Here is a 19,316-nt window from a genome sequence, read left to right as displayed (position 1 = left end):
CTGACCGTCCGTTCGGTAATATATTCACCATACATGACGTGCCGTACTGCAGACTAGAAGGCCCGGACTGAAATGGCCACCCTGAAGGAGAACGAATGAGCGCCCCAGCACCGCAGGATGCCGCGGACAACCAGCCGTCAGAGCACGAACTGTGGAAGATCCACCTCGGCGAACTCGACGAGAAGATGGGTGTGAAGATCCTCGAGGAGTCGGTGGAGCGTGTGGTGGCCACCATGCCGGTGGAGGGGAACAGGCAGTCCTTCGGGCTGCTGCACGGCGGCGCTTCCCTTGCCGTTGGCGAGGCCGTGGGATCGTGGGCAGCGGTGATTCACGCGAGCACCATGGGCAAGACCGCGGTGGGCGTTGACGTCTCGGCCACCCACCACCGCTCGGCGCGCGAGGGACAGGTGACCATCACGGCCACGCCCATTCACCTGGGCGGCACGCTCACCACGCACGAGGTGGTCATCACCAACGAGGCCGGGCAGCGGCTCTGCACCCTCCGCATCACTAACCTGCTGATGCGGCGCCACAAAACCCGTTGACCTATCAGATATCGTCGCCCTTTGGCCGGTTTGGCGACGATACCTGATGGCTCATTTCCGGATGCGTTGCTTCCGGCGGCGGACCAGCACCATCAGCACGCCCCCGACGACTATCGCCGCCGCGGCAGCCGATGCCGCCGGGATCTGTGCGTTGGCTCCGGTGACGGCAAGGTTGCCGCTGTTGCCGCTGTTGCCGCTGTTGCCCCGGTTGCCCGAGGTGTTGGCCAGGTCAGCGGGGGCGCTGACAGGCGGGATTACGACGACGGCGGCCGGGTCTTCTGCCGGAGCCGGAGGTACCGGCAGGGCGGGGACAGCCGGGGCCGGGTCAGCGGGGATTGGCTCCGGTACCGGAGCCGGGGGCACCTGTGCTGGCGGGTCAACGGGCGCAGGGTCCCCCGGAGCAGGCGGCGAAGGAGGGGTTGGTTCAGCGGGCCCCGCTTTGTGGAACTCGAAGCTGCTGGCGCCGGACGTGCTGAACCCGTTCACCGTTTCGGCGGTGAACCGAAGTGTTCCGCCGCTCCCGGGAGCCGGGAAGCTCCAGTTGCCGTCGCCGTCGACCGCCACGTCGAACGGATCCTGCCCCTGGAGAGTGATCCGGACTTTCGACCCCGCTGCCACCCCGGACGCGGGGGCAGCAGGGACATTTCCGCTGATGGCCTGCCCGTATTCGTAAGTCGACCCAGCCGCGGGAGAGGTGACTGCCGGCTTGTTGAGGAAGAGCTCCAACTCGTATCCAGGCAGGACTGCCAGGCTGTCCCTGAGGGTGGCAGCTACTGCGAAGTTCTGGATGACGTTGCCGTTTTCATCCGGGGTGTCCCCCGCTGCGTGGGTGCCCACGGCGTAGTTGCCGCTGACATAAGGTCCGCCGGAGTCCCCGCCGCTCGACTGGACCCCGTAAGACAGGAACCCGCGGAATGCCCTCAGGTCAGTTGGATCCGAGAAATACGTCGGTCCGGGCACCACAAAAATCCCTACGGCGTCAACGGTGCCGCAGGACCACGCGGAAGTCCGGCCCGAACGGCACACCGGCATCCCGGCGACGGGATCGGCCGTGCCGATGATCTTGACGTCAGGTTCCGGCTCCGATGTATCGCCCCAGGTGCTGGCCGCCGGAAGCGGGTCGAAGCGTGGGCTGATCGATTCAATAACGGCCACATCAGTTCCGACATTTCCCGGGTTGTCCGGATCCAGCGGATCCTCGATGATCCTGGAGTTGCCGGGGCCGCCGAACTGGCTGAAGCCGAAACTGCCCAGCGGCTCGGACCTGTCTGATTCCAGCTCGGCCGTCTCGGCTGCGTCATCCGCAGCGCAATGGCCTGCGGTCAGGACGGCAGGAAGACCGGCCGGATCAAAGGCCGAGAAGCCCGTGGAGCAGATCCAGCCAGTGTCTGCGATATAGCCCACTCCCCCGGGAACGTCAGCTTCAGGCGCGAGGGGAGCGCCGCCGTCGAGCTCCACGTTGGTATACCGGGACACGAACTCAGCCGGCGACTTCTTGCCGGACGCCGCTGATGCAGTGGCAGAGGCCGCGGCAGCACCGCCTACGGGTGGAGTCCCGTCGGATGCCGTCTCAGGAGCGGACTCCGGCGAGTTTACTCCCCCGGTCCGGATCACAAACTTCCCGCCGGACGCGACCACTGCCTGCAGGCCGTCGATACCCACTTCGCGGACATAGGCCTGGAAAAGCTGCTCAGTGCTGACCGCCAGCTCCGGCCCCTGCGATGGGGCACCCTGTGATGGACCAGCATCCTGGGATGGAGAAGCGGCGGCACGGGGAGATTCGACCGGTTCCGTGGTGGCCGGGTCTTCGACTGCCAACGGGAGGCCGCTGCCGGAAAGCACGGCCACTTTCGCCAGCAGCTCTTCACCGGAGCCCGACACAACAATGTGCCCGTCCTGCAACTTGGTTCCCACGTATCCGCGGACGTCCTGCAGCTGCGCTGCCACCTCCGCCGCCCGCGTACCCAGCTCGCCCGCAGCAGCGAACTCCGCGGGGGTCATGTCCAGATCACGGTGGACGGCTTCCTCCAAGGCGGCTTCGGACAAGCCAGAACCTTTGGAATCAGAGACGGTTGCGGATGGGGCGGGTGCGGATGGAGCGGGCGCAGAAGGGCCTGGCAGGTCAGTTTGGTCAGAGCCCCACACTGGTCCTGCGGCGTAGCCGGAGGCCGCCAGGACTCCGGCGGCAGCCCCGGCCGCGAGCATGCGCCGCAAGTTGCCCGCCGTCACCGCGACACTCCGGCTCCGCAGAGTGACAGCACAGCGTCAAGATCGGTGGCGGTGAGTCCGTTGCGCAGCAGGAAGTTCCGGGTGTCGAGACTCCGCACAAAGTCCACAACGGCGTCGCCGCGCTGGTCCAGAAGGGGTGCCAGCTCGTGTTCCTCGACATAGCGTTCGCGGTCGTGCGGCGGTCCGTGGGTACGGTAGCGCTCGTTGATGCCGCGGGCTGCCCGCCGGTAGCCCTCGGCGATGTTCTGGTCCGAGTCCCCTGCGAGGTCCTGCACCATGGCTGCCACCATGCCACTGCGGTCCCGTCCGGCAGCGCAGTGCAGCACCACCTCGCCTTTGGCAGACGCCGCGGCAAGGGCCTTGAAGACGCCCGCCAGCTTTTCCGGGAAAAGCCGGGCGTTATCCGCGTAGTAGGCGGGATCGTTCAGGTAGGGCCCGGCAAGCTGGGTGAAGCGGGGATCGCCCGGCTCTTCGGTGGGGGCGGAAACCACTGATATCTTCGACCAGGCCGATTCGGCCACTGCGGGGTCGCTGTCCCGGCGCCGCGCCTCCGCGGCGTTACGGAGGTCGATCACGGTGCGGACGCCGTCGTCGTACGCCTGTAGCCAGCCCGACTCCGTCAGCCATTCGCGCCGCCCCATGCGGTACACGCCCCCGGCCACATGCCACGCGTTGACAGCACCATCCCAGTCCATGGACCCGTCAGCTCTCTTCATCCGCACAGCTAACCACAAGCGCCATGGAGGTGCACGTCACATGCAGGTACATGAAACGCAAATATATGAGTACCCACTATCCGTGACCCATGCCGCAGGCGGGCGTACCGTGAGCGTACCTGTGTTTTGCCCACTGTTCGAAGGAGAACCCCCATGGCAGAAAGAACAGCACGACGGCGTCACTCGGCTTTTGCGGCCGGCGTCGCCACTGTTGCGATCACCCTGAGCCTCGCAGCTCCTGCCCAGGCCGTTACGATCCAGGACTACGTCGCCTTGGGCGATTCCTATGCCGCCGGAGTAGGGGGTGGAGACTACCTGGACGGCTGCGGCCGCAGTGCTAGCGCCTATTCCGAAATCGCGGACGATCTTAAATCCGTATGGGACGTCACAAACGTGGCGTGCGGCGGAGCCACGACCCAGGTTGTGGTGGATACCCAGCTCGGCCTGCTCGACAAAAAGACGGATCTTGTGACCATCACTGCTGGCGGCAATAACCTGGGCTTCGGGACCCTCGCGGCTGCTTGCGGCCCCGCGCTGATCGATCCTGCCGCCGGTCCGGTTTGTTTAGGTGCCATCACGGAGGCCCGAGCCCTGATTGCCAGCAGAGCCCTGTACAAGGACCTGGTCGAGATGATCCATGCCGTGCAGGCCGCCGCGCCCAAGGCCGATATCGTTCTGACCGGGTACCCCAACCTGTTCGATCCGATTTCCTTCGATCCGACCAATCCGACGTCTGTCTTCATCAGTCAAGCCAATCTCCTGGTGTCCGAGCTGAACGCCACAATCAGGGCCGCCGCCAAGGCCACCGGAGCGAAGTACATAGACGTCACTGACGAATTTGCTGGCCATGGCATTAACTTGCTACCGAACGACACCGACTCCTGGATCAAATTCGACCCAACGGACTTGAACAGCTTCGAAAATCTCCACCCCAACGCTGCCGGCCACGAGGCGTACTTCGCGGCACTCTACGGCGAGAGCGTCTTTAACTAGCCGCCCCTACCCGCGCCGGGCCAGCCGGTATTCGAGCCCGGCGCGGACCATGGGCCACTCGTGCTCAAGGATGGAGAACACCACGGTGTCGCGAAGGATCCCGTCGCGGGTCCTGGAGTGGTTGCGGAGGACGCCGTCCTGCTTCGCCCCGAGCCGGGCTATGGCCTCACGCGACTGGTGGTTGAGCCAGTGCGTCCGGAACTCCACGGCCGGGCAGCCCAGCACCTCAAACGCGTGGCGCAGGAGCAGCAGCTTAGAGTCCGGATTCGTCCCGGTCACCTGCACGGAAGCGGCATTCCAGGTGGAGCCGATCTCCACGCGGGGAGTGCCAGCGTCGACATTCATATAGGTGGTCATCCCAATAATCCGGCCCGGGCCGCCGGTGGCCGGATCGGTCAGCCGGGTGGTGAAGGGGAGCATGGAGCCCTGCTCCTGCAGGGCGAGACGCCGGTCGATCTCAGCCGCCATTTCGCCAGGGGCCGGCACCGAGGTGTACCAGAGGCGCCACAGCTCACCGTCGCTGGCCGCATCCACCAGGCCGTCGTGATGTTCCACGGACAGCGGTTCGAGGGTTACATACCGCCCGGTCAGGGTAAGGGGTTCAAGGAAAGTCACTGCACCAGCCTAGGTCCAACCACCCCGGCCGGTTACGCTGGGCAGAGGCCAGAACGTCGAGCGAGGGAGTAAACGTGTCAGGAGACAATCCGGACCCGGTAGACGACAAACTGACCGGCCTGGAGCCCGGCGGCGGAGTGCCGCCTGGCGAGACGCCGCCAGGCGAGGGATCGGTGGCAGGAACCCAGGAGCCCCGGCAGCCAGGTTCAGGCAAGGGCCAGCAGATCTTCTGGATCGGGGCCATCGGCGCCGGCGTCCTGCTGTTCCTGCTCTACTTCATCGGCTACATCGTGGGTTTCTTCGACTAACCGGCTCCGCTAGCTGGGCCAGTCAAAAAAGCCCTTTCCGGTTTTGCGTCCCAGTTCCCCGCGAGCCACCTTGTCCTTGAGGATCTGCGGCGGCTCGAAGCGTTCACCCAGCGTGGAGTGCAGGTACTCGGCGATGCCCAGCCGGACGTCCAGCCCCACGATGTCCGTGGTTTTCAGCGGACCGGTGGGGTGCTTGTAACCCAGGACCATGGCGGCGTCGATGTCTTCGGCGGACGCGACGCCCTCCTCCACCATCCGCATCGCCTCAAGAGCGATGGCCACGCCCAGCCTTGAGGACGCGAAGCCGGGAGCGTCATTGACGACGACGGCGGTCTTGCCGAGTGCCTCCACCCACCCTTTGGCCGCGGCGGCGAGTCCGGGAGACGTGCGCTTGCCGAGCACCACCTCGATGAGCGTGGATGCCGGGACCGGGTTGAAGAAATGCAGCCCCAGGAAATTTTCCGGCCGCTTCAGCTCGCCGGCCAGGCCGTCCACGGACAAGGAGGAAGTGTTGGACGCCAGGTACCCGCCGTCGGGCAGCCGGTCCTCGATGCCGCGCAGCGCCGTCACCTTCAGGTCCCAGTCCTCCGGTACCGCCTCGATCACCAGCTGCCGGTCCTTGAAGGCGTCGTAATCCACACCCACGGTCAGCCGTGACACCAGCTCATCCAGGTTCGCGTCGACGGCCCCGCGCTCAATGCTCTTGGCCGCGGCGGATTCCACCCGTTCCCGGGCTGCCTCTGCCGATTGGTCGTCGCGCTCGACCACCAGTACGTCGGCTCCCCTGACGAGGAAGGCATGCGCGATGCCCGCGCCCATACGGCCGCCGCCCAGGACGCCCACCCGTGACGGCAGGCCGGGGGAAAACTGTGGTGTGCTCATGAATTCTTCTCTCCGGTCTCAGTCTCAGTCTTCGCGCCGGCACCTGCATCGGCGCTCCTGGCGGCTTTCTTCTCCGCGTTCCGGTCCAGGAACTTCTGCATCCGGTCGAACTTGGCCTCGGACTCAAAAAGGATTCCCTGGGCCAGCTGGTCAATCAGCGGGTGCGCCTCTGCGGGGGCATGGAACACGGACTTGGTGATCCGCACCGCCATCGGGTCCTGCCGGCCGATCCGGTCCGCCAGGTCATGGGCGGCATCCAGCAGAACTTCCGGCTCGTGGATCCCGGTGATGAGGTTCACCGCGAGGGCTTCGTCCGCGCCAAGTACCCGCCCGGCGAGGAGGATCTGCTTGGCAACGGGCTCCCCCACCAGTTCCTTGAGCCGCCAGCTCGCACCGGCGGCAGCGAGGATACCCAGGCCGGTTTCCGGGTTGCCGATCCGGACGTTGGGCGTTCCGATCCGGAAGTCCGCAGCGTAGGCCAGTTCCGCCCCGCCGCCCAGGCAGTACCCGTCAAGCGCCGCAATAACCGGCATGGGCAGCTTGGCGATCCGGGCGAAAATCGTGGAATTGATCCCCTGCAGGGCATCGTCCCGGCGCCGCTCGCGCAGCTGGGCGATGTCCGCGCCGGAGGCAAATACACCGTCAACGCCTGCGATGATCAGTACCTTCGGGTTCTGCTCGAGGGCGGTGCAGACCACGTGGAGTTCATCCACCATCTGCTGGTCAATCGCGTTCCGCACCTCGGGCCGGTTGAGGAGCACCACGACACGGTCGGTACGCTCCTCCACCAGCAGCGCATGGAACTTCTCCGCCGCCAGGTCCACGGCGCCCGCCATCAGACCTTCTCCAGCAGCATCGCCGTACCCTGGCCCACACCAATGCACATCGTGGCGAGCCCCACCTTGGCGTCCTCACGCTCCATCCGCCCCAGCAGCGTGATGGCGATCCGGGCCCCGCTGGAACCCAGCGGGTGTCCCAAAGCGATGGCGCCGCCGTCGAGGTTCACAATGTCAGGGTCCAGGCCGAGCCGGCGGATACATGCCAGGGATTGCGTGGCAAAGGCTTCATTAAGTTCGACGGCGTCAAGGTCGCCTACGCTGAGGCCCGTCCGCTTCAGGATCTTCTGCGTAGCGGGCACCGGGCCGATGCCCATGATTTCCGGCTCGCAGCCGGCCGAGGCGCCGTCAATGATCCGGGCACGCGGTGTGAGGCCCAGCCGTTCGATGGCTGCCTCCGAGGCGACGATGATCGCTGAGGCGCCGTCGTTCAGCGACGAGGAGTTGCCGGCCGTGACTACGGTGCCACCGTGGGTTACCGGTTTCAGTCCGGCGAGGACGTCCAGGGTGGTGCCTTCGCGGGGGCCTTCGTCCGTGTCCACTACATGTTCGGATTTGCGGGTCTTGACGGTGACCGGGACGATTTCGTCCTTGAAGCGGCCGGCAGTGATGGCGTCCAGGGCACGCTGGTGCGAGCGGACGGCGAAGGCGTCGGCGTCCTCGCGGGAAATGTTGTCGACCCGGGCCACTTCTTCCGCGGTTTCCGGCATGGAGTATGTCATCTTCCCGTCGCGGGACAGCTCGCCCTTGTGGAACCGAGGGTTGGTGAAACGCCAGCCGATGGAGGTGTCGAAGATCTGGCCAGGCTTGGCAAAGGCGGCGGCGGGCTTTTCCTGTACCCACGGGGCCCGGCTCATGGACTCAACACCGCCGGCGATCACAATGTCCGCGGCGCCGGCCTTGATCATGTGGCTTGCCTGGATGATGGCGCTCAGGCCCGAGGCGCAGAGCCTGTTCACGGTAATGCCCGGAATGTGGAGGGGCAGCCCGGCGAGCAGTGTGGCCATCCGGGCCACGTTCCGGTTTTCCTCCCCGGCCCCGTTGGCGTTGCCCAGGATCACTTCGTCGATGCTGTCCGGATCCAGGCCTGCCCGGTTCACAGCTTCCCGGACCACCAGGGCCGCCAGGTCATCGGGGCGGATGGACGACAGCGCGCCGCCGTATTTGCCCACCGGCGTTCGGACCCCGCCAACAAGGAAAGCCTGCGGACCTGCGGTTGCAGCCATGGAAACACCCTTCACGCGATAAACAGCACTGTCATGTGCGGCCGGCAGCTCCCCCACTTACCGACCGTTCGTTCTGTAAATAGTACACGGGCCTGCATCCGTTGCGTACCTTCCGAATTTTGTCCAGATATGCAGGTCTAGCCCGCCCTGAAGTCTGCATATCTGGACAAAAACTCCGGGATTAGAGGACCGTGACGCCCAGATGCGCCGCGAGCAGGGGCGCCAGCAGACCCAGCTGGTAGTCATCGATCACCACGCCTGCCAGGCTGCCGAGCCCGCTGATGCTCCGGAATTCGGTGCCGCGGAGGTCGAAGTCCTTGAGCCTTGCCCCGCTGACGTCCAGCGATCCGATAGTGCAGTTCTTCAGCGCCACCCTGGTACCCGCCGCCGAACCGAGGTCCAGTTCATTAATGATGCAGTCAGTAATCAGGACGTCCGTGAGCTTGGCGCCGCGCAGGTTGAGGAAGTCCAGCTTGCCGCCGTCGATGCGGACAGACTGCCAGCCGCTCTCATACAGTTCCGCCGATCCCAGGCGGGGGTTCCGCAGCTCAACGTCCCGCCAGGTGGTCCGGGCGGCCCGAAAGACGGGCGCGTACAACTCGGCGAGGATGCAGTCGCGAAAGGAGGAACCGCGCAGCTGGGTGTCGTTGAAGGACACGCCTTGGAACTCACACTCGGCAAAATCCGTGCCGCCCAATTCCAGGCCGTCGGCCTCCACGCGGCTGTACCGGACGCCGTCGTGCCTTGCCCCGCGCTGGAAACCCCGGCCCGGATCCTCAGCCAGGTCCTGCAACACAACAGGCAAGAGCCTGGGGGCCGTAATTTTGGACGCTCCGGCTTTTGCTGTGCCGCCGCGACCGGCTGGAGCCGCCACTACGGGAGCGATTCCGCTTTGGCGGCGATTTCCGTCAAGTCCTTCGTGAGGGCCTTCCGGGTGGCGGCCATGCCCATCCTGCCGAACAGCAGCATCATGATCTTGCTGGCGAGGGTGGGCTTGATGACCTCGGCGCCGAACGTGAGGGTGAGGTCCGTGCCGCCGTCACGCGGGGCGAGGCTGAACCGGGTGGTGTAGTCCGCCCCGCCCTGCTCGGCCTTGACCGTGGTACTGCGGCCCGGCTCGGCTTCAGCCACCCACATCTCCACCGTTTCAGCCTTGCCGAACATCTTCCGGGTCTCCTTCCAGCGCGTCCCCTCGCCGTATGGGCCGTCGGAGAGGAGCTGGACGGAATCAACCCCGGAAAGGGTGGCCGCCGAGCCGGGGATGTCCGTGATAACAGACCATACCTTTTCCGGTGGGGCCTGGATGTGCTGCGTGAGACTCATGCTGTGGTCCATGTTCCGAGCCTAGCGGCGGGCTCCGACAATCGACAGGCGCCCCCAGCGTCCGGAACAGCCGGGTCTTGAAATAGTAAGCAAGCTTCGTGTTAGGGTGAAAACGCACTGTTTGATCAACGGAAACGAAAGGAGGCCACCACCATGGGCCTCGGAGACAAGATCAGTAACGCAGCAGAAGACCTCGGCGGCAAGGCCAAGGAAGCAACGGGCAATGCCACCGACAATGACCGTCTGAAGGCTGAAGGCCAGACCGACCAGGTCAAGGCTGACGCCAAGAAGGTCGGCGAAAGCGTCAAGGACGAGTTCAAGCGCGACTAGCCTCTGCTTGCGGCAGTCCGGCCCAACCAGGCCGGCTGTAACAGAGCGAAACGGCGGCGGATCCCCACGGATCCGCCGCCGTTCTGTTTCTCCCGTTCCAGTCCGGACCCGTCACCACCCGCTGCGCGTCGGCGTATGTCCCTGCCGGGAGTCCTCGGGCATCGTCATTTCGGCGCGCAACCCCAGGAGCCGGATGGGGCGGTCGGGTTCGATTTTGACTACCAACTCAAGGGCCCGGGCAAGTACTTCCGCAGGGTCTGATGTCTCGGGAATCTTCCGGGCGTACGTCTTCGTGAGGAACGGGGCATACCGGACCTTGAGCGTCAGCCCCACCACCGGCCGCCCCTCGGACGCGACGTCCTCGAGGACGTGCGCTGCCAGCTCCCTGACGGCGCCCTCGATCTGCCCGGGTTCCGTCAGATCGCGCTGGAACGTGGTTTCACGGCTGTGCCCGCGTGCCACCCACGGCGTGTCATCCACTTCCCGCGCACCGTCGCCCCGCCCGAGCTGCGCATACCAGGGGCCCATCTTCGGCCCGAACTCGGGGACCAGGTCATCGGGGTTGGATGCAGCGAGCTCGGCAACGGTTTTGATGCCAAGCGTGGCGAGGCGGCGTGACACCTTCGTTCCCACGCCCCACAGTTCGATGGTTGGCCGGCTCCCCATGACTTCGAGCCAGTTCTCTTCAGTGAGCCGGAAGACGCCTGCGGGCTTGCCGAACGTGGTCGCCACTTTGGCCCGGACCAGGGTGTCACCGATGCCCACACTGCAGTGCAGCCGGGTCTCGTCGAGGACGGCGCGCTGCATCTGCCGGGCATAGGCCTCGGGATCCTTAGCCTGCACCCCAACAAACGCTTCGTCCCAGCCCAGCACCTGGACGGTGGCCCCGGGTTGCGAGCGCAGCACGGCCATGACTTTGTCGGATGCTTCCAGGTACGCCTCCTGGTCAACCGGCAGGATAACGGCGTCGGGTACTTTCCGCGCGGCGATGCGCAGCGGCATACCGGAGCCGACGCCGTACTTCCTGGCCTCGTAGGACGCCGTCGAGACCACTGCCCGCTCGGTGGGATCGCCGCGGCCGCCGATGATCACCGCCTTGCCCGCCAGTTCGGGCCGGCGGAGCACCTCTACGGCCGCGATGAACTGGTCAAGGTCCACATGCAGCACCCACGGTTCATTCACAAGCCCCAGTCTGCCCCGGCCACGCGCCGGGCACCACTGTCTCGGCCGCCCGCCGTCGAAATCGCCGGAACGGTGCCGAGACACTGGAACGTTCCGGCGGCCCGGCATCGTTCCGGCGATTGCGGGACTTTTCCACATAACGACGGCGGCCCTCGCCCCGTACGGCGCACGCACCTGAAGCTGGGTGAATGACACAGCTCCCCGCGCCTTTGCCACAACTGCCCGCCGCAGGAAACCTGTGGCGGACTGACCAACTGCACGCCAGCGGGCTCAATTCGAGGGCCATCGGGCGCCTCGTAAGCCACGGAAGTTTGGTCCGCCTGAGGTACGGCTGCTACATCCGCGCCTCCTTATGGGAGAAGCAGCCTGCATCAGTTCGCAGCGTGCAGTTGATCCACGCCCACGCCCACGGGACACTGACCACTTCAACGGGGAGCTTCGTCTACAGCCACACCTCCGCGGCACGCCTTCACAAGCTCTTCCTGTGGAATGCGGACGACCTTATTCACATCCTGCTTAGGGTACGGCCCTCCAGCGAACGGCTCGGGAAGGATGTCCGAGGGCACAGCCGGCCCTACACCGATTCGGAAGTAACAACGGTCGGACGGCTCAGGGTGACGGTCCTTGAGCGAACAGTCGTGGACTGCTGCATGATGGTTGATTATCGCCAGGCGCTGGTACTCGCGGACCAGGCGCTGCGGCTTGGTGCCGACTTCGATCTTATGAAGGCGATGGCCGACAATCTGTCGGGCCACAGCGGAGTAAGAAATCTCCGGCTCGCACTTGCCCGCGCGGATGCCAGCGCCGAATCGGCCGGAGAAACGCTGACCCGGGAGCTCCTTGAACGCCTGAAGCTGCCTATGCCCGAGGCACAGGTCGAGGTCAGGAGCCGTGTGGGCTGGCACCGTCTCGATTTCGCCTGGAGGGAGAAGAAAGTAGCTCTTGAGTTCGACGGGAAGGTCAAATACTTCGACTACGCACCCACCGCCGAGGTCCTGTTCCAGGAGCGGCGCCGGGAGAAGGCACTCACTGAAGAGGGGTGGCTGTTCGTCCGGGTGGAATGGAAGGATCTCTTCCGGGAGCACGAGTTCAAGAACCGGATCCTTGCAGCCCTCTCCCACCGTGAAAGCGTCGAGATCGCCGGAACAGTGCCCGGACGCTGAAGCGTTCCGGCTACCCGGCACCATTCCGGCGATTCAGGTCCCGCGGCCGCGCCCCAGGTCCCGCACCAGCCGGAGAACGACGACGGCGGGCCGCCCCCGAGAGGGTGACCCGCCGTAGTACTCCTGAGGAAGTAGCCGGGGAGTTAGCTGTACAGCTCGCTCTTGGGCTGGTTGTTCTTGACCTTCTGCCAGCCCAGCCACAGGACCACGGCGAAGAACGGGATGGTGGCCAGGGTCCAGAGGCCCAGGTAGAACACCTCGCCGGTCTTGCTGGTCATGGTGTCGAAGCCGATCAGCACCGTGATGGCGAGCAGGCCCACCAGACCGGCCCAGCTGGTCCACGGCGAGCCGGGCATCGGCAGGCTGGACGTAACACCCTTGCGGTGGCGCAGCACAATCTGGCTGGCGAAGATGGAGCCCCAGCAGAAGATCACGCCGATGGAGGCCGAGTTCAGGGCCAGGTCGAACGCGTAGGAGCCGCCGAGCCAGATGTTCAGCAGGATGCCCACCAGGTAGAACGCCGCGATGGCGAGGATGGCCGCATACGGGACGTGGCGCTTGGACATCTTGGTGAGCCACTGCGGGGCGTGGCCGTTGTTGGCCATGGTGCGGAACACGCGGCCGATCGAGTACAGGCCGGAGTTGCAGGAGGACAGCGCGGCGGTGATGACGATCATGTTCATTACATCGCCGACCCAGCCAAGGCCCATCTGGCCGAAGACAGTGACGAACGGGGAGGTTCCGGCCACGTACTGGTCCGAGGGCAGCAGCATGGCGAGCAGGGTCACGGAACCGACGTAGAACACCACGATGCGGAGTACGACGGCGCGGATCGCCTTGGGCACTTCGCGTTCCGGATTCTGCATCTCACCTGCGGTGATGCCCACCAGTTCGATGCCGTTGTAGGCGAAGATCACGGCGTTGAGCACCAGGACCATCACCAGCGCACCCTTGGGGAACATCCCGCCTTCAGCGGCGAAGAGGTTGGCGACCGACGCGTGGCCATCACCCACCTGGGCGTTGGTGACCACCATAAACGTGCCCACCGCCAGGAAGATCAGGATGGCGCCCACCTTGAGGCAGGAGGCCCAGAATTCGAACTCGCCGAACGCCTTGACGCTGAGCAGGTTCACTGCCACCAGCAGGGCCAGGGCCGCGATGGCGGAGGCCTCCACCGGGACGTTGGGGAAGAAGAACTGGAAGTACAGGCCGATCGCGATCAGTTCGGCGATGCCGGTCATGCCCCAGTTGATGAAGTACATCCAGCCGGAGAGGTAGGCGCCCTTCTTGCCGAACATTTCGCCGGCGTAGCTGACGAACGAGCCGGAAGTCTGGCGGTACATGATCAGTTCGCCCAGGGCGCGCATCAGCAGGTAGGCGATGACGCCGGCAATGGCGTAGGAGAAAATCAGGGCCGGGCCCGTGGAGGCCAGGCGCCCGCCGGCACCCATGAACAGGCCGACGCCGATGGCGCCGCCCATGGCGATCATGGTGACGTGGCGCCTGCCCAGCGTCTTGCTGTAACCCTCAGCGCTGAGGGTGGGGTCGACGGCGGTGGATGGTGCCGTGGGGTTCTGGAGATCTGTGGGGGTACTTTGAGGCACAACGGTTCCTTGTGGGTTGGGGGTTGGCCGCATCCGGAACACGGAAGATTCCGCTCACAAATTCGGGGAAATGCCCATTGGGCAACCGAATGTGATCGGAATCGCTCGTGACGCCGAAGCTTCGCGCGGCTCGTCTATCCTACAAGACGCGCAGGGGTGCTACGTGACGCGCGCTACACCGGCATCTGCAGGACCACGTTCTGCTGCCCGTCCGTGGAGACCTCGTAAGGGTTCAGGTTGTCCGCGCCGGTGGTGGAACAGCCCGTAGCCAGGTCAAACGCGTGCTGGTGCAGCGGACACACCACCACGTCCAGGTCAATGGTGCCGTCAGCCAGCGGGCCGCCCCGGTGGGGGCAGACTGCCGGGAGCGCCCTGAGCGAACCGTCGCGGAGCCGGAACACGGCCACCTGTCCGCCCTCCACCGCGAAGGCCCTGCCCTCCCCCAACGGGATCTGCTCCACCGGGCCCAGGACGAACGTCTTTCCTCCTGCTGTTGCCCCGGAACTCATGGGACCGGAGCTCATCGGACCCGCACTCATCGGACAGGCACCTGCGGCAGCACGGTCAGCGGAAGCGAGGTGCGGAACTGCCCCGGAGTCATCGGGTCCGCGCGTTCCTTCCAGGGGTCCTCATAACTGTCTACCGAGTCCTGCATCGCCGCATCCAGCTGCGCTGCGAGGCCCTCCGAATCGGTAACAATCACGTCCCGCAGGTGTTCAATGCCAACCCGCGGAACAAACGTATAAGTCCGTTCCAGCCAGTTGGCCCGTTCCCGGTAATACTGCATGAACCTGCCGGCGAGGACCTTCACCTCCTCGGGATTATCAACAGTGGCCAGGAGATCGCCCTCGCGGATATGGGCACCAGCGGCACCACCCACATAGATCTCCCACCGGCCGCCTTCCACTGCCACCACGCCAACGTCCTTCACCAGCGACTCGGCGCAGTTCCGGGGGCACCCGGACACTGCCAGCTTCAGCTTGGCCGGCGCCTCGATCCCCTGGAAACGCGATTCGATCTCAATGCCCAGCTTGGTGGAATCCCCTGTTCCGTAGCGGCAGAAATCCTTGCCCACGCAGGTCTTCACGGTGCGGAAGCTCTTGCCGTACGCATAGCCCGAGGGCATATCCAGGTCCGCCCACACCCGGGGCAGGTCCTCCTTGCGGATCCCCAGCAGGTCGATCCGCTGCCCGCCGGTGAGCTTGATCAGCGGGACCTTGTGTTTTTCGGCAACATCGGCGATCCGGCGCAACTGCTGGACGCTCGTTACACCGCCTTTCATCTGCGGCACCACCGAGAAGGTCCCGTCGCGCTGGATGTTGGCGTGCACCCGGTCGTTGATGAACCGGGCGTCGCGTTCGTCGATGTACCGGTCAGCCAGCATCATCTTCAGCAGCGAGGCCAGCCCCATCTTGGACTTCGCATCCTCGCCGCCGGGCGCGAGCGCCTGGAACACGGCGGAGACCGAGCGCAGCCCGCGCTTCCGGATTTCCGCCATCAAAGCGGCCTTGTCCAGCGGGATGGCGGGGACATAGTAGTTGGCCGCAGGGTCCTCGTCCACGGCTCCGTCCGCAGCCCATTCCACCACCTGCCGCACCAGCAGCTTGCACGAGCCGCACCCCTTGCCGGCGCGGGTGGCTTCCATGGCTCCGGCAACGCTGGAGCAGCCGCCCTGCACGGCGTCCACCAGTGTTTTTTTGCTGACGCCGTTGCAGTTGCACACCTGCGCGTCGTCGCTAAGATCGGCCACTCCGGTGTCCCCGCCGGGGGTGCCGAGATCGAACATCAGCCCGATCCGTTCCTCGGGCAGGGGCAGCCCGCGGTCGTACGCCTGGGTCAGGTAGGCCACCTTCCGGCTGTCGCCGAGGAGGGTGGCACCGACCATTTTGTTGTCCCGCACCACGATGGACTTGAAGACGCCGCGGCTGGGTTCGGAGAAGACAATGTGTTCATCGGTGTCGAGTTCCGGCCCTTGCAATCCCATGGAGGCTACTTCGACGCCGGCCACCTTCAGTTTGGTGGCAGTGCGCGAACCCAGGTACATGGCGGAGGTGTCCGTCCCGGTCACATGGTTGGCCAGGACCACGGCCTGTTCCCAGAGCGGTGCCACGAGGCCGTACACCTCACCGCGGTGCTGGACACACTCCCCCACCGCGTAGATGTCGTCCTCGTCCTGGACCCGGAGCCTGTCATCCACCACGATGGCCCGCTCCACCGGAAGGCCGCTGAGCACGGCAAGCTCCACGTTGGGGCGGATTCCGGCGGCCACCACCACCATGTCGCAGGCGATCCCGGTGCCGTCGCGGAGGCTGACCCCGGTGACCCTGTCGCTGCCCAGCACGGCAGTGGTGCGGCTGCCGGTCAGTACCCCGATGCCCAGGGCCTCTACGCTGCGGCGGAGCACCGCACCGCCGTCGGGCCCCATCTGCGCGCTCATCAGGTGCCCGGCGGAATGGACCACGTCCACATCGATACCGTGACTCCGCAACCCGTAGGCTGCCTCAAGGCCCAGCAGTCCGCCGCCAATCACCACCGCCCGCCGGTGGTGCTCCTGCTGGGCATATGCCACCATCTTGCGGGTGTCATCGATGGTGCGGAACCCGAACACGCCCTGCTTGACCTGCCCGCCCGGGGTGTACAGCCCGTCCATAGGCGGCATGTGGGAACGGCTTCCGGTGGCAATGACCAGGGTGTCGTAGGGCGTCACCCTGCCATCATTGGAAAAGACGTGCTTGGTGAACCGGTCAATCCGGTCCACCCTGACGCCGGCGTGCAGTGTGATGCCGTTGTCCTGGTACCAGGACAGGGAGTTGAGGAAGATATCGGCGTCACTTTCCTCCCCGGAGAGGACATGGCTGAGCATGATCCGGTTGTAATTCCCATAGGGTTCATCGCCGAACATGGTGATGGTGAACTGTCCGGCGCCCCCGCGGGCGAGGATTTCCTCCACAGCCCGGGCTCCGGCCATGCCGTTGCCGATCACCACCAGCCGGCGGCGCCCGTGCCCGGATGACGCCGGTCCGGACGGCCGGGTCCGCGGGCTGTCCATCAGGCTGGTCATCAGTGTTCCACCATGCCCAAATCGATCACCACAGACCCGCTGACTCCCTCCGGAGCCGCAAGGTAAAGCTCGACGGCGGATCCGCCCTCGATGTCCTCCACTACCCGCAGCGGAACATGGACGTCGCTCTTGGCGCCGATGGGAAAGTACCGCATGGGCACGCCGTTGCGCAGCAGGACAACAGTGATCAGCTCAGAGCTCGAGTTACCTCCGCGGAAGTAGAGCGTCTGGTTGATGACCCCGTCCGGCACGAAGTGGGAGAGCTCGCTGTGGATGGGCACGGGCTTTTCCATACCGGCGCCCTGGAAGGGGAAGATGCCTTGCAGGAAAAGGTTTCTGGTCAGCATGGGCGTTCCCTTTCGGCCGGCAGCAACTGTTACAGCCCATCCTGCGGCGCCGATGTTTCGGCCGGCCGGTTCCCCGGTAACGATCCCTTAACGCAAAACTCACGGTTTTTCCCCGCCGGCGAATTCAGGCGGGAGCGAGCACGCCCTGGTCCATCGAGTAGCGGATCCAGCGGCCGGCGGTCCGGCCGCCAGTCCCGGCAGCAGCGACCCCGACAGCGGCGTCTCCGGCGGCCTGCTGGCACTCGGCAAACCACTTGCGGAGCGCGCGGTCGTGGCTGACCATGACCAGCGTTCCGGTGAACCCGGCGAGCGCCGCCTCCAGCTGCTCCACAAGGACGGGCGCCAGGTGGTTGGTGGGTTCGTCCACAATCAGGGTGCCGTAGCCGCCGAGCAGCAGCCGGGCGAGGGCCAGCCTGCGCTGCTGCCCGGCCGACAGACTGCCGACCGGAACATGGAACTCACTGGCGCGGAACAGTCCCAACCGCAGCAGGGCCTCGGCGTGTTCGTCGATGTTCCCGCCCAGCCCTGTTGCGAAGGCGGGCAGCAGCCGGAGCGACGGACGCGGCGGGAGTTCCAGTTCCTGCTGCAGGTAGCCCACCCGGTCCGGCCGGGAGACACTCCCGCCGGCAGGGGCCAGGGTTCCGGCGAGCACGGACAGCAGCGTGGACTTGCCGGCACCGTTCGGCCCAACGATCAGGATCTTCTCGCCGGCGCGGGCAGTGAAGTCGGTGGCCTGAAGCCTTCCCGGGACGCTGACGCCGCGGGCGGAGAAAACCGGACCATCGGCGCTGTCCGGTGAGGAAGCAGCCAGGGACTCCGGCGCGGCCAACCGCAGCGGCACCGGCGGCTGCTCCACCGGGCTGGCTTCGAGCCGCCGCAACCGTTCCCGGGCATTGCGGACCTGGCTGCTCGCGGCCCGTTCCCAGGTGCCTGTTTTGAAGCCGAACGCCATTTTGTCGGCGTCGCGCTTGCGGCCGTACCCCATGTTCCCGGCCCGCGTTTCCGCCTGCTGCTTTTCCGCGGCCATGGCGTCCAGCCACCCGTGGTACTGCTGGACCCAGCGTTGGCGTTCGGCGGCCTTCTCGCGGAGGTAGCCGTCATAGCCGTTGCCGTAGCGGGTCACGGTGCGTCGCTCGGCGTCCACTTCGATGACCGTGGCGGCCACCTTGCGGAGCAGCACCCTGTCGTGCGAAACCACCACCACGATGCCGCGGTGGGCCGCCAGCCGTTCCTCCAGCCAGGCCACGCCCCGGGCATCGAGATGGTTGGTGGGTTCGTCAAGGAGCAGGATGTCCGCGGGGTCGGCCAGGACGCAGGCCAGCGCCACGCGTTCCTGCTCACCGCCGGACAGTGATCCGAGGGTCCGGTTCCGGTCGAGGCCGCCCAGGCCAAGCCGGTCCAGCGCAGCTTCCACCCGGGATTCGGCGGCGTAACCCTCGCGCAGCTGGTATTCGGTCTGCAGCCTGCCGTAGGTTTCCAGGTCGTCGTCTGCAGCGTCGGCCAGTCCGCCCTCGAGCCGGTCCAGCTCCGCTTCCAAGGAGCGCAGGGACGCGAGCGAAGCGTCGATGGCTCCGCCTACTGTGAAGGCTTCCGGCAGCCCGTGGGTCTGGGCGAGGTAGCTCACCCGGCCGCTCGCGGTGGCGGCGCCCTCCTGCGGCTGTTCGATCCCGGCCAGGATTCGCAGGAGGGTGGATTTGCCGGCGCCGTTTTCGCCCACCACGGCAACGTGCTCGCGGGCGGTGATGGTCAGGTCAATGCCGTCCAGCAACAGGCGGTCCCCGTAGCCGTGGGAGACGCCGGAAAGGTTCAGGTGTTCAGTCAAGGGAAGTCCTCGCAAAGCTCCGGAGTGTGGCCGCGGGAGCTGGACGCATGCATGCGCTGCTCGACCAACGGCCTTGGATTTTGGGGGAACAGTCCGGCGCGGCCGGGCTGCTGTCAGGACTTCATCGCTCCAGC

At 65.8% G+C, this 19,316-nt stretch carries 19 protein-coding genes; 5 read left to right on the top strand and 14 right to left on the bottom strand.

The window, feature by feature from the left end; translation table 11 throughout:
• Positions 1-95: 95 nt before the first annotated feature.
• The gene (locus tag AC3A4Z_RS15110; RefSeq protein WP_050053921.1) at positions 96-545 is read left to right on the top strand and encodes a PaaI family thioesterase; all 450 of its coding nucleotides are present in this window, start codon (positions 96-98) and stop codon (positions 543-545) included.
• Between the two features lie 51 nt (positions 546-596).
• Here the strand turns inward: AC3A4Z_RS15110 and AC3A4Z_RS15105 are convergent, their stop codons facing one another.
• The gene (locus tag AC3A4Z_RS15105) at positions 597-2,591 is read right to left on the bottom strand and encodes a S1 family peptidase (protein WP_498712494.1); all 1,995 of its coding nucleotides are present in this window, start codon (positions 2,589-2,591) and stop codon (positions 597-599) included.
• 179 nt (positions 2,592-2,770) lie between these two features.
• Positions 2,771-3,490 (bottom strand): tyrosine-protein phosphatase, encoded by a 720-nt coding sequence (locus AC3A4Z_RS15100; protein WP_498712493.1) that lies wholly within the window; start codon positions 3,488-3,490, stop codon positions 2,771-2,773.
• 153 nt (positions 3,491-3,643) lie between these two features.
• On the opposite strand from AC3A4Z_RS15100, the gene AC3A4Z_RS15095 reads away from it, so the two are divergent.
• Positions 3,644-4,483, top strand: coding sequence for an SGNH/GDSL hydrolase family protein (locus AC3A4Z_RS15095; RefSeq protein WP_498712492.1), 840 nt, complete (start codon positions 3,644-3,646; stop codon positions 4,481-4,483).
• Between the two features lie 6 nt (positions 4,484-4,489).
• Here the strand turns inward: AC3A4Z_RS15095 and AC3A4Z_RS15090 are convergent, their stop codons facing one another.
• Entirely contained in the window at positions 4,490-5,098 is a 609-nt protein-coding gene (locus AC3A4Z_RS15090) for a GNAT family N-acetyltransferase (protein WP_498712491.1), read from the bottom strand.
• 74 nt (positions 5,099-5,172) lie between these two features.
• Between AC3A4Z_RS15090 and AC3A4Z_RS15085 the strand changes: the two genes are divergently transcribed.
• Positions 5,173-5,406 carry a DUF6480 family protein gene (locus AC3A4Z_RS15085; protein ID WP_493972401.1) on the top strand — a complete coding sequence of 78 codons (234 nt, stop codon included), beginning with the start codon at positions 5,173-5,175 and terminating at the stop codon, positions 5,404-5,406.
• A gap of 9 nt (positions 5,407-5,415) precedes the next feature.
• On the opposite strand, the gene AC3A4Z_RS15080 is transcribed toward AC3A4Z_RS15085, so the two are convergent.
• From AC3A4Z_RS15080 to AC3A4Z_RS15060, 5 genes are all read right to left on the bottom strand, one after another.
• Positions 5,416-6,288, bottom strand: a complete 873-nt coding sequence (locus tag AC3A4Z_RS15080) for a 3-hydroxyacyl-CoA dehydrogenase family protein (RefSeq protein WP_498712490.1) — start codon at positions 6,286-6,288, stop codon at positions 5,416-5,418.
• Positions 6,285-7,124 carry an enoyl-CoA hydratase/isomerase family protein gene (locus tag AC3A4Z_RS15075; protein ID WP_498712489.1) on the bottom strand — a complete coding sequence of 280 codons (840 nt, stop codon included), beginning with the start codon at positions 7,122-7,124 and terminating at the stop codon, positions 6,285-6,287. Before AC3A4Z_RS15075 ends, AC3A4Z_RS15080 begins: the two co-directional genes overlap by 4 nt.
• Positions 7,124-8,350: a thiolase family protein gene (locus tag AC3A4Z_RS15070; protein WP_498712488.1), complete on the bottom strand. Its 1,227-nt coding sequence runs from the start codon at positions 8,348-8,350 to the stop codon at positions 7,124-7,126. Before AC3A4Z_RS15070 ends, AC3A4Z_RS15075 begins: the two co-directional genes overlap by 1 nt.
• A 181-nt stretch (positions 8,351-8,531) precedes the next feature.
• A complete protein-coding gene (locus tag AC3A4Z_RS15065; RefSeq protein WP_498712598.1) occupies positions 8,532-9,173 on the bottom strand; it encodes a pentapeptide repeat-containing protein in 642 nt (213 codons plus the stop codon).
• 50 nt (positions 9,174-9,223) lie between these two features.
• Positions 9,224-9,685 carry an SRPBCC family protein gene (locus tag AC3A4Z_RS15060; RefSeq protein ID WP_498712487.1) on the bottom strand — a complete coding sequence of 154 codons (462 nt, stop codon included), beginning with the start codon at positions 9,683-9,685 and terminating at the stop codon, positions 9,224-9,226.
• Positions 9,686-9,826: 141 nt separating this feature from the next.
• On the opposite strand from AC3A4Z_RS15060, the gene AC3A4Z_RS15055 reads away from it, so the two are divergent.
• Positions 9,827-10,003 carry a CsbD family protein gene (locus AC3A4Z_RS15055; RefSeq protein ID WP_050053911.1) on the top strand — a complete coding sequence of 59 codons (177 nt, stop codon included), beginning with the start codon at positions 9,827-9,829 and terminating at the stop codon, positions 10,001-10,003.
• A 111-nt stretch (positions 10,004-10,114) separates the two neighbouring features.
• On the opposite strand, the gene AC3A4Z_RS15050 is transcribed toward AC3A4Z_RS15055, so the two are convergent.
• The gene (locus tag AC3A4Z_RS15050; RefSeq protein ID WP_498712486.1) at positions 10,115-11,185 is read right to left on the bottom strand and encodes a DNA polymerase IV; all 1,071 of its coding nucleotides are present in this window, start codon (positions 11,183-11,185) and stop codon (positions 10,115-10,117) included.
• 188 nt (positions 11,186-11,373) lie between these two features.
• Between AC3A4Z_RS15050 and AC3A4Z_RS15045 the strand changes: the two genes are divergently transcribed.
• The gene (locus tag AC3A4Z_RS15045) at positions 11,374-12,348 is read left to right on the top strand and encodes a type IV toxin-antitoxin system AbiEi family antitoxin domain-containing protein (RefSeq protein WP_498712485.1); all 975 of its coding nucleotides are present in this window, start codon (positions 11,374-11,376) and stop codon (positions 12,346-12,348) included.
• A gap of 143 nt (positions 12,349-12,491) precedes the next feature.
• On the opposite strand, the gene AC3A4Z_RS15040 is transcribed toward AC3A4Z_RS15045, so the two are convergent.
• The 5 genes from AC3A4Z_RS15040 to AC3A4Z_RS15020 form a co-directional block, all read right to left on the bottom strand.
• Positions 12,492-13,952 (bottom strand): amino acid permease, encoded by a 1,461-nt coding sequence (locus AC3A4Z_RS15040; RefSeq protein WP_493972407.1) that lies wholly within the window; start codon positions 13,950-13,952, stop codon positions 12,492-12,494.
• A gap of 173 nt (positions 13,953-14,125) precedes the next feature.
• Entirely contained in the window at positions 14,126-14,461 is a 336-nt protein-coding gene (locus tag AC3A4Z_RS15035; RefSeq protein ID WP_498712484.1) for a Rieske (2Fe-2S) protein, read from the bottom strand.
• Positions 14,462-14,487: 26 nt separating this feature from the next.
• On the bottom strand, positions 14,488-17,001 hold the full coding sequence (nirB, locus tag AC3A4Z_RS15030; RefSeq protein ID WP_498712597.1) for a nitrite reductase large subunit NirB: 2,514 nt from the start codon (positions 16,999-17,001) through the stop codon (positions 14,488-14,490).
• Between the two features lie 11 nt (positions 17,002-17,012).
• Positions 17,013-17,360, bottom strand: a complete 348-nt coding sequence (locus tag AC3A4Z_RS15025) for a molybdopterin oxidoreductase (protein WP_498712483.1) — start codon at positions 17,358-17,360, stop codon at positions 17,013-17,015.
• 124 nt (positions 17,361-17,484) lie between these two features.
• Complete coding sequence (locus AC3A4Z_RS15020) at positions 17,485-19,182, bottom strand: ABC-F family ATP-binding cassette domain-containing protein (RefSeq protein ID WP_498712482.1); 1,698 nt, start codon at positions 19,180-19,182, stop codon at positions 17,485-17,487.
• Positions 19,183-19,316 lie beyond the last annotated feature (134 nt).

Source organism: Arthrobacter sp. Soil_C_49, from assembly GCF_057656635.1.
The sequence above is the reverse complement of the archived record's forward strand: the minus strand, read 5'-3'. Positions and strand labels throughout refer to the sequence as shown.

What these genes read in the sequence shown, in the direction of transcription:
- nirB (WP_498712597.1), bottom strand. Translation starts at nt 17,001, where the DNA reads ATGGACAGCCCGCGGACCCGGCCGTCCGGACCGGCGTCATCCGGGCAC.
- AC3A4Z_RS15080 (WP_498712490.1), bottom strand. Translation starts at nt 6,288, where the DNA reads ATGAGCACACCACAGTTTTCCCCCGGCCTGCCGTCACGGGTGGGCGTC.
- AC3A4Z_RS15060 (WP_498712487.1), bottom strand. Translation starts at nt 9,685, where the DNA reads ATGGACCACAGCATGAGTCTCACGCAGCACATCCAGGCCCCACCGGAA.
- AC3A4Z_RS15045 (WP_498712485.1), top strand. Translation starts at nt 11,374, where the DNA reads ATGACACAGCTCCCCGCGCCTTTGCCACAACTGCCCGCCGCAGGAAAC.
- AC3A4Z_RS15025 (WP_498712483.1), bottom strand. Translation starts at nt 17,360, where the DNA reads ATGCTGACCAGAAACCTTTTCCTGCAAGGCATCTTCCCCTTCCAGGGC.
- AC3A4Z_RS15035 (WP_498712484.1), bottom strand. Translation starts at nt 14,461, where the DNA reads ATGAGTTCCGGGGCAACAGCAGGAGGAAAGACGTTCGTCCTGGGCCCG.
- AC3A4Z_RS15070 (WP_498712488.1), bottom strand. Translation starts at nt 8,350, where the DNA reads ATGGCTGCAACCGCAGGTCCGCAGGCTTTCCTTGTTGGCGGGGTCCGA.
- AC3A4Z_RS15095 (WP_498712492.1), top strand. Translation starts at nt 3,644, where the DNA reads ATGGCAGAAAGAACAGCACGACGGCGTCACTCGGCTTTTGCGGCCGGC.
- AC3A4Z_RS15110 (WP_050053921.1), top strand. Translation starts at nt 96, where the DNA reads ATGAGCGCCCCAGCACCGCAGGATGCCGCGGACAACCAGCCGTCAGAG.
- AC3A4Z_RS15075 (WP_498712489.1), bottom strand. Translation starts at nt 7,124, where the DNA reads ATGGCGGGCGCCGTGGACCTGGCGGCGGAGAAGTTCCATGCGCTGCTG.
- AC3A4Z_RS15055 (WP_050053911.1), top strand. Translation starts at nt 9,827, where the DNA reads ATGGGCCTCGGAGACAAGATCAGTAACGCAGCAGAAGACCTCGGCGGC.
- AC3A4Z_RS15100 (WP_498712493.1), bottom strand. Translation starts at nt 3,490, where the DNA reads ATGAAGAGAGCTGACGGGTCCATGGACTGGGATGGTGCTGTCAACGCG.